The organism is Streptomyces sp. NPDC005402 (assembly GCF_040606575.1).
GTDB lineage: Bacteria > Actinomycetota > Actinomycetes > Streptomycetales > Streptomycetaceae > Streptomyces.
This window is the reverse complement of the sequence record NZ_JBEXFB010000016.1, coordinates 130,484-153,116: the sequence shown is the minus strand read 5'-3', so window position 1 is coordinate 153,116 and position 22,633 is coordinate 130,484. Positions and strand designations below refer to the sequence as shown.

Annotated in this window: 17 protein-coding genes; 12 read left to right on the top strand and 5 right to left on the bottom strand. The window is 71.4% G+C overall.

The genetic code is table 11. From position 1 onward, the window contains the following. Positions 1 to 5 precede the first annotated feature (5 nt). The 3 genes from hydA to ABZT02_RS28915 all read left to right on the top strand — a co-directional run bounded on the left by hydA (position 6) and on the right by ABZT02_RS28915 (position 4,143). Complete coding sequence (gene hydA, locus ABZT02_RS28925) at positions 6 to 1,400, top strand: dihydropyrimidinase (protein WP_356022401.1); 1,395 nt, start codon at positions 6 to 8, stop codon at positions 1,398 to 1,400. Between the two features lie 11 nt (positions 1,401 to 1,411). Then, entirely contained in the window at positions 1,412 to 2,431 is a 1,020-nt protein-coding gene (locus tag ABZT02_RS28920) for a TIGR03842 family LLM class F420-dependent oxidoreductase (protein WP_356022399.1), read from the top strand. Positions 2,432 to 2,592: 161 nt separating this feature from the next. Continuing rightward, positions 2,593 to 4,143 carry an NCS1 family nucleobase:cation symporter-1 gene (locus ABZT02_RS28915; protein WP_356022396.1) on the top strand — a complete coding sequence of 517 codons (1,551 nt, stop codon included), beginning with the start codon at positions 2,593 to 2,595 and terminating at the stop codon, positions 4,141 to 4,143. 52 nt (positions 4,144 to 4,195) lie between these two features. Here ABZT02_RS28915 and ABZT02_RS28910 read toward each other — a convergent pair whose 3' ends face one another. Continuing rightward, positions 4,196 to 4,864 carry a hypothetical protein gene (locus ABZT02_RS28910; RefSeq protein WP_356022394.1) on the bottom strand — a complete coding sequence of 223 codons (669 nt, stop codon included), beginning with the start codon at positions 4,862 to 4,864 and terminating at the stop codon, positions 4,196 to 4,198. 148 nt (positions 4,865 to 5,012) lie between these two features. Continuing rightward, positions 5,013 to 6,017, bottom strand: coding sequence for a carboxymuconolactone decarboxylase family protein (locus tag ABZT02_RS28905; protein WP_356022392.1), 1,005 nt, complete (start codon positions 6,015 to 6,017; stop codon positions 5,013 to 5,015). Positions 6,018 to 6,184: 167 nt separating this feature from the next. Between ABZT02_RS28905 and ABZT02_RS28900 the strand changes: the two genes are divergently transcribed. From ABZT02_RS28900 to ABZT02_RS28890, 3 genes are all read left to right on the top strand, one after another. Beyond that, a complete protein-coding gene (locus tag ABZT02_RS28900) occupies positions 6,185 to 7,303 on the top strand; it encodes a sensor histidine kinase (RefSeq protein WP_356022390.1) in 1,119 nt (372 codons plus the stop codon). Between the two features lie 274 nt (positions 7,304 to 7,577). Then, positions 7,578 to 8,240, top strand: a complete 663-nt coding sequence (locus tag ABZT02_RS28895; protein WP_356022387.1) for a response regulator transcription factor — start codon at positions 7,578 to 7,580, stop codon at positions 8,238 to 8,240. Positions 8,241 to 8,283: 43 nt separating this feature from the next. Continuing rightward, complete coding sequence (locus tag ABZT02_RS28890; RefSeq protein WP_356022385.1) at positions 8,284 to 9,108, top strand: class I SAM-dependent methyltransferase; 825 nt, start codon at positions 8,284 to 8,286, stop codon at positions 9,106 to 9,108. A 27-nt stretch (positions 9,109 to 9,135) separates the two neighbouring features. On the opposite strand, the gene ABZT02_RS28885 is transcribed toward ABZT02_RS28890, so the two are convergent. Further along, entirely contained in the window at positions 9,136 to 10,128 is a 993-nt protein-coding gene (locus ABZT02_RS28885) for a phospholipase D-like domain-containing protein (RefSeq protein WP_356022383.1), read from the bottom strand. A 288-nt stretch (positions 10,129 to 10,416) separates the two neighbouring features. Here ABZT02_RS28885 and ABZT02_RS28880 point away from each other — a divergent pair, with 288 nt between their 5' ends. The 6 genes from ABZT02_RS28880 to ABZT02_RS28855 all read left to right on the top strand — a co-directional run bounded on the left by ABZT02_RS28880 (position 10,417) and on the right by ABZT02_RS28855 (position 21,058). Then, entirely contained in the window at positions 10,417 to 12,246 is a 1,830-nt protein-coding gene (locus tag ABZT02_RS28880; protein WP_356022381.1) for a gamma-glutamyltransferase, read from the top strand. A 232-nt stretch (positions 12,247 to 12,478) separates the two neighbouring features. After that, positions 12,479 to 13,324: an inositol monophosphatase family protein gene (locus tag ABZT02_RS28875; protein WP_356022379.1), complete on the top strand. Its 846-nt coding sequence runs from the start codon at positions 12,479 to 12,481 to the stop codon at positions 13,322 to 13,324. A gap of 911 nt (positions 13,325 to 14,235) precedes the next feature. Continuing rightward, positions 14,236 to 15,648 (top strand): NAD(P)/FAD-dependent oxidoreductase, encoded by a 1,413-nt coding sequence (locus ABZT02_RS28870; protein ID WP_356022377.1) that lies wholly within the window; start codon positions 14,236 to 14,238, stop codon positions 15,646 to 15,648. 41 nt (positions 15,649 to 15,689) lie between these two features. Continuing rightward, positions 15,690 to 16,199, top strand: coding sequence for an O-acetyl-ADP-ribose deacetylase (locus ABZT02_RS28865; RefSeq protein WP_356022374.1), 510 nt, complete (start codon positions 15,690 to 15,692; stop codon positions 16,197 to 16,199). Between the two features lie 213 nt (positions 16,200 to 16,412). Next, positions 16,413 to 16,976, top strand: coding sequence for a hypothetical protein (locus ABZT02_RS28860; protein WP_356022372.1), 564 nt, complete (start codon positions 16,413 to 16,415; stop codon positions 16,974 to 16,976). A 224-nt stretch (positions 16,977 to 17,200) separates the two neighbouring features. Then, positions 17,201 to 21,058 carry a glycoside hydrolase family 2 TIM barrel-domain containing protein gene (locus tag ABZT02_RS28855; protein WP_356022369.1) on the top strand — a complete coding sequence of 1,286 codons (3,858 nt, stop codon included), beginning with the start codon at positions 17,201 to 17,203 and terminating at the stop codon, positions 21,056 to 21,058. A gap of 42 nt (positions 21,059 to 21,100) precedes the next feature. Here ABZT02_RS28855 and ABZT02_RS28850 read toward each other — a convergent pair whose 3' ends face one another. Continuing rightward, positions 21,101 to 22,234 carry an MFS transporter gene (locus ABZT02_RS28850; protein ID WP_356022543.1) on the bottom strand — a complete coding sequence of 378 codons (1,134 nt, stop codon included), beginning with the start codon at positions 22,232 to 22,234 and terminating at the stop codon, positions 21,101 to 21,103. Between the two features lie 16 nt (positions 22,235 to 22,250). Continuing rightward, complete coding sequence (locus ABZT02_RS28845) at positions 22,251 to 22,613, bottom strand: metalloregulator ArsR/SmtB family transcription factor (protein WP_356022367.1); 363 nt, start codon at positions 22,611 to 22,613, stop codon at positions 22,251 to 22,253. Positions 22,614 to 22,633: the final 20 nt, after the last annotated feature.

Sequence of the window (22,633 nt, the reverse complement as noted above, 5' to 3'; positions counted from 1 at the left end):
GGAACATGAGCAGCCGTACCGTCATCAGCGGTGGCCTCGTCATCACCGCGTCCGACGAGATCCACGCCGACGTGCTGATCGAGGACGGCCGCATCGCCGCCCTCGCCGTGCCCGGCACGCAGAACTGGACCGCGGACCGCACGATCGACGCCACCGGGAAGTACGTCATCCCCGGTGGCGTAGACGCCCACACCCACATGGAGCTGCCGTTCGGCGGCACCTTCGCCTCCGACACCTTCGAGACCGGCACCAGGGCCGCCGCCTGGGGCGGAACGACGACGATCGTCGACTTCGCGGTGCAGAGCGTCGGCCACTCCCTGCGCGAGGGCCTGGACGCCTGGCACGCCAAGGCCGAGGGCAACTGCGCCATCGACTACGGCTTCCACATGATCGTCTCCGATGTGAACCAGGAGACGCTCAAGGAGATGGACCTGCTGGTGGAGGAGGGGGTGACCTCCTTCAAGCAGTTCATGGCCTACCCCGGCGTCTTCTACTCCGACGACGGCCAGATCCTGCGCGCCATGCAGCGCTCCGCCGAGAACGGCGGCCTGATCATGATGCACGCGGAGAACGGCATCGCGATCGACGTCCTGGTGGAGCAGGCGCTGGCGCGCGGGGAGACGGACCCCCGCTACCACGGGGAGGTCCGCAAGGCGCTCCTGGAGGCCGAGGCCACCCACCGTGCCATCAAGCTCGCCCAGGTCGCCGGCGCGCCCCTCTACGTCGTGCACGTCTCGGCCATGGAGGCAGTGGCCGAGCTGGCACGGGCACGCGACGAGGGGCTCAACGTCTTCGGCGAGACCTGCCCGCAGTACCTGTTCCTCTCCACGGACAACCTCGCGGAGCCCGACTTCGAGGGCTCCAAGTACGTGTGCAGCACCCCGCTGCGCCCGAAGGAACACCAGGCCAAGCTGTGGCAGGGCCTGCGGACCAACGACCTCCAGGTCGTCTCCACCGACCACTGCCCCTTCTGCTTCGTGGGCCAGAAGGAACTCGGCCGCGGCGACTTCTCGAAGATCCCCAACGGCCTCCCCGGCGTCGAGAACCGCATGGACCTGCTCCACCAGGGCGTCGTCGACGGACACATCTCGCGCCGCCGCTGGATCGAGATCGCCTGCGCCACCCCGGCCCGGATGTTCGGCATGTACCCGAAGAAGGGCACCATCGCCCCGGGCGCCGACGCCGACGTCGTCATCTATGACCCGCACGCCGTGCAGATCGTCTCCGCCGAGACCCACCACATGAACGTCGACTACTCGGCCTACGAGGGCAAGCGCCTCACCGGCCGGGTCGAGACGGTCCTCTCGCGCGGCGAACTCGTCATCACCGAGCGGGAGTACACCGGGCACGCCGGGCACGGCGCCTACACCCCCCGCTCCACCTGTCAGTACCTCAACTAGGAGTGGCGCCCATGGACTTCGGACTCGTCCTGCAGACGGATCCGCCCGCCTCGAAGGTCATCAGCCTGATGAAGCGGGCCGAACGCAACGGCTTCACCTACGGCTGGACCTTCGACTCCGCCGTGCTCTGGCAGGAGCCGTTCGTGATCTACAGTCAAATCCTGTCGAACACCTCGAAGTTGAAGGTCGGCCCGATGGTCACCAACCCGGGCACCCGCACCTGGGAGGTGACCGCGTCCACCTTCGCCACCCTCAACGACATGTTCGGCAACCGCACGGTGTGCGGCATCGGCCGCGGCGACTCCGCGATGCGGGTCGCGGGCCGTACGCCCAACACCCTGGCCCGTATCAGCGAGGCCATGAAGGTCATCAGGGCGCTCGGCTCGGGTCAGGAGGCCGACCTCGGCGGCACGGTGATCAGGTTCCCGTGGATCAAGGAGGGCGCCGAACTCCCCGTATGGATGGCGGCCTACGGCCCGAAGGCCCTGAAGATGACCGGTGAGGAGGCCGACGGGTTCATCCTCCAGCTGGCCGACCTGTATCTCACCGAGTACATGGTGAAGGCGGTCAAGGACGCCGCTGTCGCCGCGGGCAGGGATCCCTCAGAGGTCAAGATCTGCGTCGCCGCCCCCGCCTACGTCACCGAGGACGACTCGCCCGAGGCGCTCGCCCACGCGCGCGAGCAGTGCCGCTGGTTCGGCGGGATGGTCGGCAACCATGTCGCCGACCTGGTGTCGAAGTACGGTGAGCACTCGGCCGCCGTCCCCGACGAGCTCACGGACTACATCAAGGCGCGCGAAGGGTACGACTACTCGCACCACGGGCGCGCCGACAACCCGGACACCGCCTTCGTGCCCGACGAGATCGTCGACCGGTTCTGCGTCATCGGACCGGTCGAGAAGCACATCGAGAAGCTGAACGCGCTGCGCGAGCTGGGGGTCGACCAGTTCGCCGTCTACGACATGCACGACGCGCAGGAAGCGACCATCGACGCCTACGGTTCCCAGGTCATCCCCGCCCTCAACTCCTGACCCGGATCGCACACCGCACGACCGACCCCCACTCCTTGTCCCCCCTTCCCGCCGTCCCGGGGAGGGGTGGCGGGGCCGGGAAAGGCCTCCCCGCCCGTCCCGGTCCCGCCCGAGGCCCCCGCACGGCCTATCCCGTTCCGTCCTGATCGATTGGCCTGCCCATGACCGAAACAGTCCCCACGGGGTCGCCGATACCGCAGTCCGCCGGCGGCCGCGTCGAGCTCGCCCCCGAGGCGTTCCCCGCCGACAGCCCCTTCGCCAACGAGGACCTGCGTCCCGTACCGGTCTCCGAGCGCAAGTGGACGACGTACAACTTCGCGGCCCTGTGGATCTCCATGGCGCACTGCATCCCCAGCTGGACCCTGGCCTCCGGCCTGGTCGCGCTCGGCATGGACTGGAAGCAGGCCGTCTTCACCATCGCCCTGGCCAACATCATCGTGCTGCTGCCGATGCTGGCCACCGGGCACGCCGGACCCAAGTACGGCATCCCCTTCCCGGTCCTCGCCCGCGCCTCCTTCGGGCTGCGCGGCGCCAACATCCCGGCGCTGATCCGGGCGGCCGTGGCGTGCGGCTGGTTCGGCATCCAGACCTGGATCGGCGGCAGCGGCATCTTCGCGCTGGGCTCCAAGCTCACCGGCGGCCACTGGGAGGACGCGGGCCAGATCGCCGGTAATCCATGGCCTCTGTGGCTCTGCTTCCTGCTGTTCTGGGCGCTCCAGATCGCGATCATCTACCGGGGCATGGACTTCCTGCGCCACTTCGAGAACTGGGCCGCGCCCTTCGTGATCGCCGGCGCGCTCGTGCTGCTGATCTGGATCGCGGTCAAGGCGGACGGCTTCGGCGCGCTGCTCGACCAGCCGTCCAAGCTCGGCTGGGGCGCCGACTTCTGGCCGGTCTTCTTCCCGTCGCTCATGGGCATGATCGGTTTCTGGGCCACGCTGTCGCTGAACATCCCTGACTTCACCCGCTTCGGTGCCAGTCAGAAGGCGCAGACCTGGGGGCAGGCCCTGGGGCTTCCCACGACGATGACCCTCTTCGCGGTCCTCGCCGTACTGGTCACCTCCGGCTCCGAGGCCGTCTACGGCGAGGCCATCTGGGATCCGGTCGCGCTGGCCGCCAAGACGGACAACGCCTTCGGGCTGCTCTTCGCGCTCGTCATCGTGCTGGTCGCCACCATCTCCGTGAACATCGCGGCGAACGTGGTCTCACCGGCGTACGACCTGTCCAATCTGGCTCCGAAGTTCATCAACTTCCGTACGGGCGCGTTGATCACGGGTGTCGTCGGCATCCTGATCTTCCCGTGGAAGCTGATCTCCACGCCGGAGTTCTACATCTTCACCTGGCTCGGGGTGGTCGGGGGTCTGCTCGGCACGGTCGCGGGCATCCTCATCGCCGACTACTGGATCGTCCGGCGTACGGTCCTGCACCTCGTGGACCTCTACACACCCGGCGGCCGGTACTGGTACACCAACGGCTGGAACTGGCGGGCGATCGTCTCCTTCGTGGTCGGCGGTCTGCTCGCGGTCGGCGGCTCGTACTCGGCGGTGGGCGCGGACGGCAAGAAGACCGGGCCGTTCCCGGCCGACGGTCTGATCCCGTTCCTCAAGCCGCTGGCCGACTACGGCTGGGCGGTGGGCCTCGGCGCGTCCCTGCTGCTGTACATCGCGCTGATGCTGCCCAAGGGCAGGGAACAGGAGGGCATCGCGGCCTGACGGGTCACCACGCGCGCGGAGGGCGGTCGGGCTCGGCCCCCGATCTGCCGGATCAGGCCTTCTGGCCGCTCTCCAGCGCCGCGACCGCCTCCTTGGCGGCCTTGATGGCACCCTTGTTGATCTCGTCGGTGCTGGGCGCCTTCTTCGACTCGAAGTCGCTGCCGTTGTACGTCACGGTCACCAGCGCGTTGGACGCCTGGATCATGACCACGCCCTCACGGGTCTGCTGCTTGTTCTCGGTGGTGAGGTTCACCACCGAGTAGCCCGCGTCGCCGACCCCGGGCACGGTCCCGCCGCCGCTCTTCTCGGCGATGTTCTCCTTGTACGACTTGGCGGCCGCCGCGTCGGACTCCGTGATCTCGAAGGACACGTCGAGCCAGCGGTAGTCGTACCCCTTGAGCGCGTTCCAGGAGCACGTGCGGCGCAGTGCCGTGTCCGTCGAGGGGATCTCCTTGCCGGCCGTCTTGGCGCCCGGGACCAGCGACTTGATCGTCGCCGCGGTGATGCTGCCGCAGGGCGCGGGCGCGGCGGCGTACTGCTTCGAGGCGGCAGCCGTGGACGCGCCCGAAGGGGTCTCGCCGGCGGCGGACCGCGGCGCCGACTCCTTCTCGGCGGCCGGCGTCGTGGCAGGCCCCGACGTCAGCGCCCAGCCCGCCGCGGCGAGCACGACGACGGGCGAGATGCGCGCGGTGAGCGCGAGCGGCAGGGAAAGAGTTCGCACGGCGCACTTTTCGTGGGGGACGGGGTGCGGAGGGGTCCGCACTGCGGACGGACGCCAGTTTCACATGTCTCCCTGTGGGGCGGAAGTGCGAACTCGCTCCGTACCTGTACCGTCACCGAGCCCCGCCGTCGATGCGTCATGTGTCCGTTTATGTCCGGGCGATGGGCCGGTGGAGGGCCGATTCGATACGGTCCACGGCCAGGAACGCCCCGTAGGCCACGAGGTGCACCAGACAGTGGTCGGTGTGCTCCGGCCGCCGCCAGGCCGCCACGTCCTCGTCGGTGATCCGGTACGGCGCGAGCGCGGCCAGCAGCACCAGACGCGCACCGGGACGGTCCCGCCGGTCCGGAAAACCGCTCAGGTCGAGCGGCGGGTGCGACCCGTCCCAGTCGAGCAGTGTCTCCTCCACGAGGTCCTGGTCGTCGGTGCCGAGCAGGCCGGCGCCCGCCATGGCCGCCCGGAGCAGCGCCGCGTACGCGAGCCCGACGGGCGTACCGCCCGCCCACGCGGGGGCCTCGCCGGGGTCGGGCAGGTCGAGCAGCGCGAGGGACGCGCCGGGCCGGGCGGGTCGGCGCACGGTCCGGGCGAGCGTACGGCCCGCGAGGCTGCGAACGGCCCGGAAGCGCTGGACGTTGCCCGGCAGCAGGTTCTCGGTGAGCAGGGCGGACGCGATCCGGTTGATGAAGTGGAAGGCGAACGCGGTGCCGAGGTAACCCGGAGCGTGCTCGTGCGGGAAGGGATACGGCGCCGCGCCGAGGCCGCCCGGCACGCGCGTGTGCCTGCCCCACTCCAGCACGCGCGCGTGCTCCTCGTTCTGCGGCCGCTCCCCTCGGGCGAGGTGTTCGGCGAGTGCGTGGTCGCCGGTGGCGTGCAGCAGCATGGTGTGCGCGTCCACGCAGAACGGACACCGGTTGGCCAGTGAGACCCCGAGCGCCGCCAGCTCCTTGCCGGTGCGGCTGCCGGGGCCGGCGATCAGGGACTCGCGCATCAGCGCCCACGCGGGGGCGAGGAGCTCCGGCGCGGAGGAGAGGACCACGAAGGTGACGGGTTCGTCGATGCCGAAGTCGCGGGACAACTGCTCGTAGACCTCGGCGACACGGCCGGTGGCGGCCTTGGGCGGCAGGGGCCGGGTGTAGCGGAAGGGTGTGGACATGCACAGCAGCGTGCGCCACGACCTCGGGCGCGGTCGTCGTACGGCCGAAGGGAGTTGGCGCTGCGCCCGTGAGCGCGGGGCGGGTCGGGGACTACTACGGGGGGAGTAGCGGAGGAGTTGTCCACAGGGCTGACGCCGGTGTCGGTGCGGCGGTCTAGCGTGTGGGCATGAGCGGGCACCCGGTCGATGCGGCCATCTCCCAGCGGCTCGCCGATCTGGCCCTCGTGGTCGTGGTCGGCGCCCTCGTCGTGACCGTGGCGGCTCTCGACGCGGACACGACCGCCCTCGACTACGGGCTCCTGGTGGTGAGTGCGGGCGCTCTCGCGTTCTATCGCGCGGTTCCGCTGGTGGTGCTGGCCGTGGCCACGGCGAGCGGGGCCGCCTACGTCCTGCACGCGAACCCGGGCCCTCTCGGCGCCCTGTCCGTCTTCGCCGCTGTGCACCTGGCGTCGCAACTGGGGCAGCGGGGCTGGGCAGCCGGGGCGAGCGGGGTCTTCCTCGCGGCGTACGCGATCACCGGCCCGACGGTCCAGGAGGCGGTCGAGAAGACGGGGCTGCTCGCGGGCTGGTTCGTGTGCGCGGTGGTGACGGGCCTCGCCGGCCGCAACTGGCAGGCGTATCTGCGCCAGACCGAACAGCGCGCGCTGGAGGCCGAGCGGACCCGGGAGGAGGCCGCCCTGCGCCGCGCGGGGGAGGAACGGCTGCGGATCGCCCGGGAGTTGCACGACTCCCTCACCCACAGCATCTCCATCGTCAAGCTCCAGGCGGGCGTGGCCGTGCACCTCGCGCGCAAGCGGGGTGAGGAGGTGCCGCCCGCGCTGCTCGCCATCCAGGAGGCGGGCGGCGAGGCCATGCGTGAGCTGCGCGCCACGCTGGAGATCCTGCGCACCGACGAGCCGACCGGCACCCCGGCGCTGCTCGTGGAGCGGGCGCGGGCGGCGGGCCTCGCCGTCGAACTGAGCGTGACGGGCGAGGAGTGCGCCCTGCCCGCCCCCCTCGACCGGGCTGTGTACCGGATCGTGCAGGAGTCCCTGACGAACGCGGCCCGGCACGCGGGACCGGCGAAGGTACGGGTCGAACTGGCCTACAACAAGGATGACTTGGCGATACGCGTCGACGACGACGGAGCCGCGCGTCCGGACCGCCCACCGCGACCCGGCCACGGCCTCACCGGCATGCGCGAACGCGTCACGGCGCTGGGCGGAACCCTCCGCACCGGGCCGCGGGAGGAGGGCGGCTTCTCGGTACGGGCGGAACTGCCGTTGCGGGCGGGGGAGTCGGTGTGACGGGGGCGCGGGCCTGCTCGGTGTGCGGGGGGTCGGTCGGGGGAGTAAGGGGCGGCTCTCGGGTGTGGTGCGGCGGGGAGGGGCTGCGAGAGCGTACGGCGTTCGCCGGTGTGGGGTGGTTTTGGTTGCCCGGGTGTGGGACGGGTTCCCGGCGGGAGCGGGATCGGGCGCGCCGGGGTGACGGACCGCTTCCCGGTGGGCCCTGTGCCGGTCTCGGGGAAGCCGGGGTGACCGGCGCGGGGGACGGCTTCGTCGGGCGTGTGGAGGTGTGGGCGTGATCAGGGTGGCGCTCGTGGACGATCAGGCGTTGATGCGGGCCGGGTTCCGGGCCCTGCTCGACGCCGAGGACGGCATCGAGGTGGTCGGGGAGGCGGCGGACGGGGAGCGGGGTGTGGAGCTGGTGCGCGCGCAGGTGCCCGACATCGCGCTGATCGACGTACAGATGCCGGTGATGACGGGCATCGAGGCGACCCGGCGGATCGCCGCGGATCCGGAGCTGGCGGGAGTCCGCGTGGTGATCCTCACCAACTACGGCGTCGACGAGTACGTCTTCGAGGCGCTGCGGGCGGGCGCGAGCGGTTTCCTGCTGAAGGACACCGAGCCGGCCGACCTCCTCCAGGCCATCGAGGTGGTGGCCCGGGGTGAGGCGTTGCTGTCCCCCGCGGTCACCCGCACCCTGATCGGCGAGTTCGTCTCCCGTCCCCCGGACCGGTCCACCGCCCCCGGCCTGGAGTGCCTCACCCGCCGCGAACGCGAGGTCACGGCCCTCGCCGCCCGCGGGCTGACCAACGAGGAGATCGCCGAGCACATGGTGATCAGCCCCCTCACCGCCAAGACGCACATCAGCCGCGCGATGACGAAGCTGGGCGCCCGGGACCGGGCCCAACTGGTCGTGTTCGCCTACGAGTCGGGGCTGGTGACGGCACGCGGCCGCTGAAATTCCGTTGCCGGCGCAGGCCCTGGATCAGCACTCTGAGGCGATGACCGAGACACCACCGCGGATGCACGAGGAGATCCTCGCCTACTACGCCCGGGGCAAGGAGGACGCCCGGCTCAAAGAGGGCGGAGCGCCCGCCGGGCGGCTGGAGTTCTGGCGCACCCAGGACGTACTGCGCAGGCTGCTGCCCGCCGCACCCGCGCGCGTACTCGATGTCGGTGGCGGCAGCGGGGTGCACGCGCAGTGGCTCGTGCAGGACGGACACGCGGTCGAACTCGTCGACCCCGTACCGCTCCACGTCGAACAGGCCTCGCGGCTTCCGGGGGTGACCGCCCGCCTCGGGGACGCGCGCGAACTGGCCGCCCCCGACGCCTCGTACGACGTGGTGCTCCTGCTCGGCCCGCTCTACCACCTGCCCGAACGGGCCGATCGGCTCAGGGCGTTGGCCGAGGTACGGCGAGTCCTCAGGCCGGGCGGCCTCGTGGTCGCGGCCACCATCAACCGGTACGCGCAACGGCACGACCTGCTGCGCGAGGAGCGCTACTTCACCCCGGAGCACCGCGAACGCACCGACGCCGTCCTCGTGGACGGCGGCCGGCACCCCCACCACGACGAGGGCTTCTTCACCGTCGCCCACTTCGCCGCGCCGGACGAGGTGACCGCGGAGTTCACCGACGCGGGACTGGCCGTGGAGGGCAGGTACGGCATCGAGGGCGTGGCCTGGCTGATGGGCGGCGTCGAGGAGTGGCTGGACGACCCGGACCGGCGCGCGACCGTGCTGGCCGCGTGCCGGCACATCGAGTCGGAGCCGACGCTGCTGGGGGCGAGCGGGCATCTGCTCACGGTGGGCAGACGGCCGTCGGCGTGACAGGGCGGCCGTCTGCCCGGCGGGCGGCTACGCGGCCGTACCGCCCGTGTAGTCGCTGTCGAAGGTGGTCTCGACGGTACCGGCCACGGACTGCGCCACCCCGGTGCCGGTGAGGACGATGCCCAACTCGCGGTTGCTGGACAGCGAGTTGCCGCTGAGGTTCATGGAGCCCGCCTCCACCTCCTGGGTGGCGAGGCCGTAGTCGGCGACCATGGCCTTGGCGTGGATGTAGAAACCGTCCGGGTCGGAGTACCCGACGACGGCCCCGCCCGCCGCCTCGATCTCGGAGACCTCGCTCGCGTAGTCGCCCGGGGTCTCCAGCACCACCCGTACCTTCACCCCCGCCTTCGCGCGCGCCGCGATGGCGTCCACCACCGTGCTGTCGCTGAACTCCAGTTCCTCGATGTCGAGCGTCTTCGTGGCGGCGTTGACCACGGACAGCAGACGGTTGCGCGAGTCGGTGGGGGACCAGAGCAGGTGGTCGCCGTCCGTGGGGGTGACCGCGGTGCCGGCGTAGTCCGCGGCGAAGACCTTCTCGATCGCGGCGACATCGCGGGTGTCGTCGGTGAACACGCCGTAGTCACGGCCGGTCGCGTAGTACTGCGAGGTGAGATTGCCGGTCAGGACCAGCGACTTGGCGCCGTCCACGGTGATCGTCTTCTGGTGGGTGTAGACGAAGCTCGACGGCGACCACACCACGCCGACGCCCGCGTTGGTCAGCGCCGTGTACGCCGGGCTGTTGGCACTCTGGTGCGCACGGTCGAGGACGACCCGCACGGTGACGCCCTTGTTCTTGAGGGCTATCAGGTCGTTGACGGCCGTGGTGTCCTCCAGTTCGTACATGGTCATGTCGAGGGACGTCGTCGCCGAGTTGATGAAGTCGTAGATCGTGGGCTGGCCGCTGCTTCGCGAGAAGGCGAAGGCGGTGTAGCTCGCAGCGCTGGCGGGGACGGAGGCGGCGAACACGGTGGCACCGGCGGCGAGAGCGACACCGGTACGGGTGAGGACCTTCCACAACATGCGTGACTCCTGGTCGAGTTGGCGCCCGCGTGGGGGGCGCGGGCATCCGCATGGCACCACGCGCGTAGAACGCGGAGGAAGGGAAGGTGGGTGAACTCGGCGTTACCGACGGTCCGCACAGTCGGGCAAAGGGGACTTCGTGCAGGTGGGACGCGGTTCATGGAGTTCTCGTGTGATCGCAAAATCTTCGTGCGGTCCCCTGGCCGGCCGGTCGGTGTGGAATGAAAGGATCCGTGGACGCGACCGCTTCGGACCGGCCGAGGCGCGCCCGACCCAGCGAGGTGAGAGATGTCGTTCACCACCCGGCCGACCCTCCAGGGCACCTTCGGTATGGTGTCCTCCACCCACTGGCTGGCCTCGCAGACGGCGATGGCGGTACTGGAGGACGGCGGCAACGCGTACGACGCCGCGGTGGCCGGCGCCTTCGTGCTGCACGTCGTCGAGCCGCACCTCAACGGGCCGGCAGGAGAGGTGCCGATCCTGCTGGCGCCCGCCGGCGGGGAGGTTCGGGTGCTGTGCGGACAGGGCGTCGCACCGGCCGGGGCGACCGTGGCCCACTACAAGCGGCTGGGCCTGGATCTCGTCCCCGGCACCGGACCCCTCGCCGCCGCGGTCCCCGGCGCCTTCGACGCCTGGATGCTGCTCCTGCGTGACCACGGCACCAAGCCCCTCGCCGACGTCCTCGGGTACGCCGTCGGGTACGCCGAGGACGGGCACGCGCCCGTGGAGAACGTCGGCGCGACCGTCGAGAGCGTGCGGGAGCTGTTCGAGACGGAGTGGACCTCGTCGGCGGAGGTGTACCTGCCGGAGGGCGAGGCTCCTCGGCCCGGTTCGCTGTTTCGCAACCCCGCCCTCGCCGCCACCTGGAAGCGGCTGATCGCCGAAGTGGCCGGGGCGGGCGACCGGGTCGCGCAGATCGAGGCGGCGCGCGAGGTGTGGCGTACCGGATTCATCGCCGAGGCGCTCGTACGGCAGGCGCGGCGCCCCACCATGGACACCAGCGGCAGGCGGCACACCGGCACGCTCACGGCCGCCGATCTCGCCGGGTGGTCCGCCACCTACGAGGCGCCGGCGACGTACGACTGGAAAGGCTGGACCCTGTGCAAGGCCGGCCCCTGGAGCCAGGGCCCGGTCCTTCTCCAGCAACTCGCGCTGCTGCCGCCCGAACTTCCGCGGTACGGGTCCGCCGAGTACGTCCATCTGCTGGTCGAGGGCTGCAAGCTGGCCATGGCCGACCGGGAGGCCTGGTACGGGGACGCCGCCGAGGTGCCGCTCGGTGAACTGCTGTCGGCGGAGTACAACGCGGCCCGGCGTGAACTCGTCGGCGACAAGGCCTCGTACGAGCTGCGGCCGGGCAGCCCCGGTGGGCGCGCCCCGCGGCTCAGCGCACACGCGCGTGTGGTCGTCACCGACGAGCCCGGGTTCAGTCCGATGGGGGTCGGGGAGCCGACGGTCGCGAAGAACCCCGCGTCGCCCGTGCCGGGTGAGCCCGAGATCGGTCCCGACGGCACCACCCGGGGAGACACCTGCCACCTCGCCGTCGTCGACCGCTGGGGCAACATGGTCGCCGCCACGCCCAGCGGCGGGTGGCTCCAGTCCAACCCGGTCGTGCCCGAACTGGGTTTCCCGCTCGGTACCCGGCTCCAGATGACCTGGCTGGAGGAGGGCCTGCCGAACTCCCTCACACCCGGCCGTCGCCCCCGCACCACCCTCACGCCCTCCATCGCCCTGCGCGCCGGGGTGCCCGTCCTGGCCTTCGGCACGCCCGGCGGGGACCAGCAGGACCAGTGGCAGCTCCACTTCTTCCTCGCCGTCGCCCTGCGCCCGCCGGTCCGCGGCGGCCTCGACCTCCAGGGCGCGATCGACGCCCCGAACTGGCACAACGACAGTTTCCCGGGCTCCTTCTACCCGCGCGGCATGCGTCCGGGGAGCGTCACCGTGGAGGCCCGGATGGATCCCGGTGTGGTCGAGGAACTACGGCGGCGGGGGCACGACGTGACGGTGGGGGAGCCGTGGTCGGAGGGACGGTTGTGCGCGGTGGGGCGGGATCCGGAGACGGGGGTGCTGTCGGCGGGGGCCAATCCTCGGGGGATGCAGGGGTATGCGGTGGGGAGGTGAGTGACGGGCCTCGGCGGGGCTTGCCGTGGCTTGCCGAGGGCTCGGCGCGGGCTCGGCGCGGGCTCGCTGAAGGCTCGGCGGGGGCTTTGACCGGGCGGGGGCGTTGGTCCGGATCACGTAATTTGTGGCGAATTGAGTGTCCGTCGCCTCGGGATCCCGGTGTTCACGGCGATTCCACTCGCCCTCCATCAGGCGGGTGGGGATTGTCAGTCCCGCGTGCTCTCATGGAGTCATGATCGAAGAGACGGAAACCATCGACGAGTTTCTCGACCGGCACGCGGGCGACGTGGAAGAGGCGGTGCGCAAGGCCGCCGCGGCCGAAATCATGCCGCGCTTCCGGCGGCTCGCCGCGCACGAGGTCGACCAGAAGGCCGGCCCGCACGACCTGGTCACGGACGCCGACCGGCTGGCCGAGCAGTACCTCACCGAGGTGCTCGGCGCGCTCCTGCCCGGCTCCGTCGTGGTCGGTGAGGAGGCGGTCCACGCCAACCCGGCTTCGTACGAGGCGCTGCAGGGCGACACCCCGGTCTGGATAGTCGACCCCGTCGACGGCACCCGGCAGTTCGTGCACGGCGACCCCGGCTTCTGCACGCTGGTGGCGCTCGCGAGGAGCGGCGTCCTGCTCGCCTCCTGGACCTATGCGCCGGTCGGGGACCAACTGGCCACGGCGATACGCGGCCGGGGCGCGTTCCTCGACGGCGAGCGGCTGCACGCGGGCGCCCCCGACCAGGGGCGCGACCTCCAAGTGGCCACCTCCCACCCGGACTACACGACGGAGGACCAGAAGCGCGGCCTGCTGGGACTGTGGACGGACGGTGTCGCACCGCGCCCGTGCGGATCGGCCGGACTGGAGTATCTCGCCGTCGCCCGGGGTGAGTTGGACGCCGTGGCGTTCTCGTGGGAGGCGGCCTGGGACCACGCGGCGGGACTGCTGCTGGTCGAGGAGGCGGGCGGCGCCCATCTAACCCTCGCGGGCGATCCGTTCAGCATCAAGGGCGGCAACACCCTTCCCTTCGCAGCGGCCCGCGATGCGGCGACGGCCGCGAGGGTGAGAATCCTGCTGGCGGGCGAGGGCTGACGCGACGGCTGGGCCGGAGACGGGTCCGGAGACCGCAGTCCTGGCGTGGGCCGACGGAACCGTGGCCGGGAGCCGGGAGCCGGGAGCCGGGAGCCGGGAGCCGTGAGCCGGGAGCGGGTCCGGGGCCGGGGTCTGAGCCGGGGCGCGGGGCGGGGCAGGCTCGGAGTCGCGGACGCGGCCGGGTCAGAGGCCGGCGCCGGAGCAGGCGCGGAGGCGCAGCCGGAGCCGGCGGGCCGGGGCCAGGATCACGACCGGGGGCCGCGTGAGCCTCTCCTCGGCTCAGGCCGCCACGCCCGACATCTTGGCCTGGTGTGCTGGACCCGGCCTTCTGGCCTCATGCGTCAGCCTCGGCCTTCTGGCCTCTGCGTTAGCCCCGGCCTCCGGGCCTCGCGCGCGCCAGCGCCGGCCTCCTGGGCCTCGCGCGTCAGCTCCACCGGGCCGCGCGCGCCAGAACCGCCCCCGGGCCTCGCGTGCGCCAGACTCGGCTTTCTGGTCCTCGCGCGCCAGAACCGCCCTCCTAGGTCTTGTGCGGCAGCCCCAGGGCCACGCGCGCACGAGCCCCGGCCTCCTGGTACTCGTGCGCCAGCCCCGCCCTGGGACTCGCAGATCCAGGAGCCGCCCCCGTACCAACCCCCCTGGCCTCACTGACCGGACCGGCGCCCGACCAGCCCCCGACCGGCTCCGCACCGGCCCGGACCGACTCCGCTCCTCGCCGCCCCTCCTGCCCGCCGCCCCAAGACCGCCCCCGCCCCTGCCCACCCCCCAAAGCCGCTCCCCCCGCCCGCGTCCCCGACCCCCCTCCCCGCCCCCCCGCCTCCCCCGACTTACCCCCGCGCCCCGAGACTGTCGGTCCCCCGGCATATCCTGATCCTCTGGCCATCGGCTGACGAAGGGGTCCGAAGGTGCCGTCGATGCTCGATGCGGTCGTGGTGGGTGCGGGGCCGAACGGACTGACGGCTGCCGTGGAGCTGGCTCGCCGCGGCTTCTCCGTGGCCGTCTTCGAGGCGCGCGGCACCGTGGGCGGGGGAGCCCGCACCGAGGAGCTGACCCTCCCCGGCTTCCTGCACGACCCGTGCTCCGCGGCCCACCCCCTCGGCATCAACTCCCCGGCGTTCCGCGCCCTGCCCCTGGAGCGATACGGCCTGGAGTGGTTGCACGCCGAACTGCCCATGGCGCACCCCTTCACCGACGGCACCGCCGCCGTGCTGTCGCGGTCGGTCGCCGAGACGGCCGCCTCGTTCGGGCCGCGTGACGCGGGGACGTACCGGAGGCTCGTCGAACCGTTCCTGCCCAAGTGGGACACCCTGGCCCGCGACTTCATGTCCCTGCCGGCGACCGCGCTGCCCCGCGACCCGGTCACCCTGGCCCGCTTCGGTCTCGTCGGCCTGCCCCCGTCGACCTGGCTGATGCGCCGCTTCCGCGACGAGCGCGCGAAGACCCTGTTCGCGGGACTCGTGGCGCACGTCATGGCCCCGCTCGGCGGTTTCGCCACCGGCGCCATCGGCCTGGTCTTCGCCCTCGCGGCACATGCGCGCGGCTGGCCCGTGGCGCGCGGCGGCTCCCAGTCCATCTCCGACGCGCTCGCCGCCTACCTCAAGGACCTCGGCGGCACCGTCCACACCGACTACGAGGTGAAGCGGCTCGACGACCTGCCGCCCGCCCGCGCGTACGTCTTCGACACGTCGCCCACCGCCCTGGCCCGTATCGCCGGCTTCGGCAACTACTACGAGGGCTACCGCTACGGCCCGGGGGTCTTCAAGGTCGACTACGCCCTCGACGGCCCGGTGCCGTGGACCGCGAGGGAGGCGCGCGACGCGGGCACCGTGCAGATCGGCGCCGACACCGCGGAGATCGGCACCGCCCTGCGCGCCGCGTCCCGGGAGGGCCGCGCACCCGACAGGCCGTTCATGATCACTGTGCAGCCGAGTGTCGTCGACCCGGGCCGGGCCCCCGCCGGAAAGCACGTCTTCTGGGCCTACGGCCATGTCCCCAGCGGCTGGACGGGCGACCTCACCGACGCCATCGAGCGCCAACTGGAGCGTTTCGCCCCGGGCTTCCGCGACCGCGTCCTGGCCCGTGCCACCGCGGGCCCACCCGAACTGGCCGCCCGCAACGCCAACTACGTCGGCGGTGACATCGCCTCCGGCGCGGTCAGCGGACTCCAGATCATGCTGCGCCCCAAGCTCTCCCTGTCCCCGTACGGCACCCCGCACCCGGCCGTCTTCATCTGCTCGTCGGCGACCCCACCGGGACCGGGCGTGCACGGCATGTCGGGACACAACGCCGCGAAGGCCGTGTGGCGGAGGCTGCGAGAGCAGACCTGAGGGTCCGCGAGTCCTCCACAGGTGGTGCGAGAGTGGTGGTCATGACCACCATCAGGCTCGTCCAGGGCGACATCACCCGAGAGAGCGCCGACGCGATCGTCAACGCCGCGAACTCCTCCCTCCTCGGTGGAGGAGGAGTCGACGGTGCCATCCACCGCCGCGGCGGCCCCGCGATCCTGGCGGACTGCCGGAAGCTGCGTGCCTCTCACTACGGCAAGGGGCTGCCCACCGGAAAGGCGGTCGCCACCACCGCGGGCGAGCTGGACGCGCGCTGGGTGATCCACACCGTCGGCCCTCGCTACAGCCGCGAGGAGGACCGCTCGGAGCTACTGGCGTCCTGCTATCGCGAGTCCCTGCGCGTCGCCGACGAGCTGGGCGCCCGCACCGTCGCCTTCCCGGCCGTCTCCGCCGGCATCTACGGCTGGCCGCTCGACGACGCCGCCCGGATCGCGGTGGAGACCGTACGGGAGACGGAGACCGCGGTCGAGGAGGCCCGGTTCGTGCTGTTCGACGAGAGGGCGTACCAGGCGTTCGCACGGCAGGTCGGCTGACCTCGCCGGGCCCGTGGGCCCCCGGCCGAACGGCCCACACCCTGACGGCCGAACGTCCCACCGCCTGAAAAAAGGGGGAGGGTGCGGGGAAAAGTGCCTGTTCAGAGCCGCCTGGAGGCAGTGACCGGCCGGTCACCCGGCCCCGGTACCGGTTGCGGGACATCCGGCCGGTTCTCACGGTGGGCCCTACGAAGCTCTTCGAAAGGACCCTGCATGCGCCCCCTCGTCTCCCGCGGCCTCCTCCTGCCGTCTCTGGTCTGTGCCGCGCTGATCCTCGGCCCGGTCGGCACCGCGGCCGCCGCCGTCGACGCAGGCCGCGGCGCGTCGGACCACGGTGTGGCCCACACGGTCACCGGCTACGGCACCGCCGACGCGGACACCCTGACGGACCGCCTCGACGCACTGGACCGGGCCGAGCACGGCAGTGTCCTGCGGCCCCTCCTGGACGCCGTCACCGACATCACCGCCCAGGACGGCAACCGGCTCGACGCGAGCGAGGCGGCCGCCCACGCGAAGGCCGTGGCGGCGGCGAACGCCGAGGTCCAGGAAAAGCTGCGGCAGCCGAGCGGCAGCGGCACGGACCGGTCCGCCGCGGCCGACCCGGTCTCCGACCTCCTGGACTCTCTCCAGTCCACGATCGACGACCTGCTCAAGTCGCTGACCTCGCTGGATCTGAACGGTGTGGTGGGCGCGGTCACCGGCCTCCTGGGCGCCGTGGTCGGGACCGTCACCGGACTCCTCGGCGGCGGACTGCCCTCCTTGCCGGCCACCACCTGACACCACCGCACCTCGCCCCACGGCACCCCCGCGTGAGCGCACGCGGGGGTGCCGCATGTCGTCATGTCCCCAGGACCACACAAAGTCCGACAGAGTCATTGCCTCGCACGTCTTCGGGATCTAGGTTGAGTCGCATCCTGTGCCTCAAAGTCACCAATAGTGCACAGGAATTGACGCTCCCTCAGTACGTACACCGCACTGTCGTCCCGAGGAAGGTTCCACCGATGCCCCACCCGTATCTGCCTGCCCCCATCAGCCGCCGGCGTCTGCTGGAGTCGGGGGCCGCCGTCCTCGGCGCCCTCGCCCTCTCCTCCGGGCCTCTGGCCGGCCGCGGACACGCGGCGGAGGGCGCCCCGGAGTGGAACGGCGCCATCGACCTCTTCCGGGTGGGTACCGAGCCCCCGCACACCACCCTCATGCCGTACGCCAACGTCGGCCAGGCGCTCGCCGCCGACCGCACCCGCTCGCCGTACCGCGTGAGCCTCGACGGCAAGTGGAAGTTCGCCTACGCCGACCGCCCCGACGACCGCGACACCGACTTCTACCGCACCGACGTGGACGACAAGGACTGGGACACCATTCCGGTCCCCTCGGTGTGGCAGGTGCATGGCTACGACTTCCCGATCTACATCAACATCACCTACCCCTGGTGGGGCCCCAACGGCCTCGGCGAGGAGGCACAGCCGCCCGCCGCCCCGACCCGCTACAACCCCGTCGGCCAGTACCGGCGCACCTTCACCGTCCCGAAGGACTGGTCCGGGCGGCGGACCTTCCTGCACTTCGAGGGCGTCAAGTCCGCCCACTACGTGTGGGTCAACGGTGAACTCGTCGGCTACCACGAGGACTCCTACACCCCCGCCGAGTACGACATCACCCCGCACCTCAAGCCGGGCACCAACCAGATAGCGGTCGAGGTCTACCGCTACTCCGACGGCGACTGGCTGGAGGACCAGGACATGATCCGGCTGAGCGGCATCTTCCGCTCGGTCTACCTCTACTCCACCCCGGCCGTCCACCTGCGCGACTTCAAGCTGGACACCCCGCTCGGCGACGACTACACGTCCGCCGAACTCTCGGTCACCGCGAGCGTGCGCGACTACGGCGGCGGCAACCAGGGCCGCTACACGGTCGAGACGCAGCTCTACGACGCGGGCGGCCACGCGGTCTGGTCCCGCCCGCTCCAGCAGGCCGTCGCCCTGGACTCCGGCGACGAGACGACCGTCCAGGCGGCGAAGGCCGTGCCCGGGCCGAAGCTGTGGTCGGCAGAGCACCCGAATCTCTACACCGCCGTCCTGCGGCTGCGCGACCCCGCCGGCAAGGTGATCGAGACGCTCTCGCACCGCGTCGGCCTGCGTGAGTTCGCCCTGAAGGACGGGCTGATGCGCATCAACGGCAAGCCCGTCTCCTTCCGTGGCACCAACCGTCACGAGATGCACCCGGACCGCGGCACCGCGCTCACCCGCGCGGACCTCGTGAAGGACATGACGATCATCAAGCGGCTGAACATCAACTCGGTCCGCACCTCGCACTACCCCAACAACCCCCTGTGGCTCGAACTCGCCGACGAGTACGGCCTCTACCTCGTCGACGAGACCAACCTGGAGACCCACGGCATCCGCGGCGAGTACCCGGGCAACCACCCCGACTGGAGCGCGGCCTGTGTGGCGCGTGCCCAGAACATGGTCCACCGCGACAAGAACCACGCCTCGGTGGTGATCTGGTCGCTGGGCAACGAGGCGGGCGGCGGCAGCACGTTCGTCAACATGCGGGACTGGATCAAGTCGTACGACACCACCCGCGTCGTCCAGTACGAGGGCGACGACCGGCCCACCATCAGCGACATCCGCTCCGAGATGTACGACAGCCCCGCACGCGTGGAGCAGCACGCCAAGGACACCGCGGACACCCGGCCGTACGTGATGATCGAGTACTGCCACGCGATGGGGAACTCCAACGGCAACTTCAAGAAGTACTGGGACATCGTCCGCCGCTACCCCGTTCTCCAGGGCGGCTGGATCTGGGACTTCGTCGACCAGTCACTCACCGAGCCGGTCCCGGTACGCCAGTTGCTGACCGAGAGCGGGCCCGGCGCGCTGCAGGGTGAAGTCCTGCCCGCGAGCGCCGGGTTCGACCGTGTCAAGGGTGTCTCCGGTGCCACGGTCTTCGCCCGCGACGCCCGCCTCGACCTCACCGGCTCGCTGACCCTGGAAGCATGGGTCACCCCGAAGGTGACGGGCTATCACCAGCCGATCATCGCCAAGGGCGACACCCAGTACGCCCTCAAGCAGTCCGAAAGGACACTGGAGTTCTTCATCTACGGCGGCGGCCAGTGGATCACCGCCACCTGGGCGCTCCCGGACGACTGGACGGGCAGGGAGCACCATGTCGCCGGTGTCTTCGACGCGGCCGCGGGCACGCTGACCCTCCATGTGGACGGCCAGGTGAGGTCGACCAGGGCCACGACACAGCGGCCGAGCAGCAACACCGCGCCGCTCGCGCTGGCCGTCGATGTCGACAACCCCACAAGGGAGTTCAGCGGCACGATCAGGAAAGCGCGCGTGTACGGCCGTGCCCTGAGCGCCGCCGAACTGGCCTCCGACAGCAGGGGGCCCGGCGACGAGGGCGTGCGGTTCTGGTTCGACGCGGCGACCGTGGGGCTCAGCGAGAAGCGGCCCGCCCAGAAGACCTTCTTCGCCTTCGGCGGCGACTGGGGTGACAACCCCAACGACGGCGCTTTCGTCGCGGACGGCATCGTCACCGCCGACCGCGGCCACACCGGAAAGGCCGCCGAGGTCAAGCAGATCTACCAGGCCGTCAACGCGTCCTGGGCCCCGGACGGCTCGGTGGCGCTGACCAACGAGTACCTGTTCACCAACCTCCGGGAACTCGGCGGAAGTTGGACGCTCTCCGCCGACGGGAAGGTGGTGCAGCGCGGGAAGCTGACACGGGACCAGCTGAACGTGGCACCGCTGTCGAGCAAGAACATCACCGTCCCGTACAAGCTCCCGAGCGCCCCCGCGCCCGGCACGGAGTACTTCCTCCAACTCTCCTTCACCACCAAGGAGTCCACGCCCTGGGCGAAGGCCGGCTTCGAGGTGGCCAAGCAGCAGCTGGCCGTCGACGCGGACAGCCCGGCGGTGACGCCGGTGCCGCTCGCGAAGGTCCCGGCCCTGACGTACAAGGACGCCTCCGGCCAAGTCACCGTCAACGGCAAGGACTTCTCCGTCACCGTCGACAAGGGCACCGGGACCATCACGTCGTACAGGGCCCATGGCACGCGTCTGATCACCTCGGGCCCCGTCCCGAACTTCTGGCGGGCGCCCACCGACAACGACCACGGCAACGGGCAGCACACCCGCAACCAGACCTGGCGCGACGCCGGTGCCAACCGCAAGGTGACCGACGTGAGCGTGCGGGCGCTGCGGGACCGGGCCGTCGAGATCAAGGTGAGCGGCACCCTGCCGACGACGACCGAGTCGGCGTACACCACGACCTACACGGTCTTCGGCAACGGTGAGATCAAGGTCGACAACACCCTGCACCCGGGGGCGAGTTCACTGCCGTACATCCCGGAGGTCGGCACGATCCTGTTCCTGCCGCGCCGCCTGGACCGGCTGCACTACTACGGCCGCGGACCCGAGGAAAACCACTGGGACCGCAACGACGGTACGGACGTGGGCCTTTGGTCCGGGACCGTCGCCGAGCAGTGGACCTCCTACATCCGCCCGCAGGAGAACGGCAACAAGACGGATGTGCGCTGGGCGGCCCTGACCGACCGTGACGGCGTGGGACTGCTCGTCTCGGGTGAGCCGCTTCTGGAGGTCAACGCCTCGCACTTCACGCCGGAGGACCTGTCCAACGGGGTGCGCCACGACTACCAGCTCACCCCGCGCGACGCGGTCGTGCTGCGGGTGAACCACCGGCAGATGGGCGTCGGCGGCGACAACAGCTGGGGCGCGCACACCCACGACGAGTACAAGCTGTTCGCCAACCGGGACTACTCGTACACCTACCGGCTGCGGCCGCTTACGGACGTGGCCCGGGCGACGGCGGCCTCGCGGCGGCCGACGGCCTCCGCCTAGCGCACCGCGCGGGTGGGGCGTCCCCGGTTTGCCGGGAACGCCTCACCCCCGTCGGCGCAGCAGGCCCACCGCCACCAACGGGCCGCACGCGAGGAGCACCGCCAGCACCCCGTACCCGTACGTCAGACTCGCCGCGGTGGCCACTCCGGCGACCAGCAACGGGCCACCGGCGTCGCCCAGTTCGCGTCCCAGCTCGGCCGCCCCCATCGTCTGCCCCAGCCGCTCCCGCGGAGTCGAGGCCGCGAGCGCCGCGAACCCGAGGGGGGTGATCAGCCCCGTCCCGACGCCGATCAGCGCGGCCCCCAGCAGCACACCCGCGAGCCCGGGCAGCATCGCGCAGCCCAGACCGGCCGCCGCCAGCAGCAACCCGGCACTCAACCCGCCCCGAACCGTGATCCGTCCCGCGTCCAACGCCCGCCCGGCACGCGGCTGGACGGCCGCCGTGCAAGCCGCGAGCACCGACACCGCGGCACCCGTCGCCACGGTGCCGAGCCCCGCCACCGCACCCGACACGGGCAGGAAGCCCACACCCACCGAGAGCGCGGCGGTCGCCCCGGCGAGCGCGGCCGTCGGGATCAGGAACACCGGGTCGGTCAGCCGCCGCGCCAGGTCGAGGACAGTCTGCCGGGCCCGGGGGAGGGGCGGTACGACGGGAACGGCGAGCAGCGCCCACACGGCCACGGCCGCGCCCAGCACCGCCAGTACCGTGAACAGCAGGCGCAGTCCGCCCGCCCACACCAGGACGCCGCCGAGCAGCGGCCCCAGGGTGTAGCCGACGGACTTGTAGAAGCCGTAACTCCCGAAAGCCCGCCCCTGTTTGGCCGCCGGGTTCAGCCGGGCCACCAGCGCGGACGCGGCGGGGGAGAAGGCGGAGGCCGCCGCGCCCTGCCCGAGTCGTGCGGCCCACAGCCGGCCGGGGCTGTCGGCGAGGGCGTAGAGCGCGGACGCGACGGCGAAGGCCAGCAGTCCGCCGAGGAGCACGGGGCGCGCCCCGATCCGGTCGGCGATCGTGCCGAACAGTGGCTTGAGCAGCACCTCGGCACCGTCGTACAGGGCGAGCAGGCCCCCCAGCACGAGCAGTGAGGTGACCGCGTCCTGCGAGTCCGCGCCGAGGTTCGCGGCGATGCCGTGCGCGCCGAAAGCCGTGGTGAACCCGGCCGCGTACAGCGGCCACATCAGCTGCCGGGGAGGCTCACTCGGTGGCGTCACTGAGCCCCAGCCGCAGGTGTTCCACGTGAAAGACGGCCTGGTCGAGCAGCTCGGCGACATGGTGGTCGTGCAACGTGTACACCACCGACCGGCCCCGGCGCTCGCCCACGACCAGGCCCAGGTTGCGCAGCAAGCGCAGTTGGTGCGAGCACGCCGACTGCTCCATGCCCACTTCGGCGGCCAACTCCGTGGCCGGCAGCGGACCTTCGCGCAGCCTCGCGAGGATGAGCAGGCGGGAGGGCGTGGACAGGGCCTGGAGGGTGGTGGCCACCTTGGCCACGTTCGCCGCGTCCAGGCGTACGCGCTCGGCGGTTTCCTGCGCGGTGGTGACGGCTCCATGACCCATGGGCGGTATCTTACCCATCG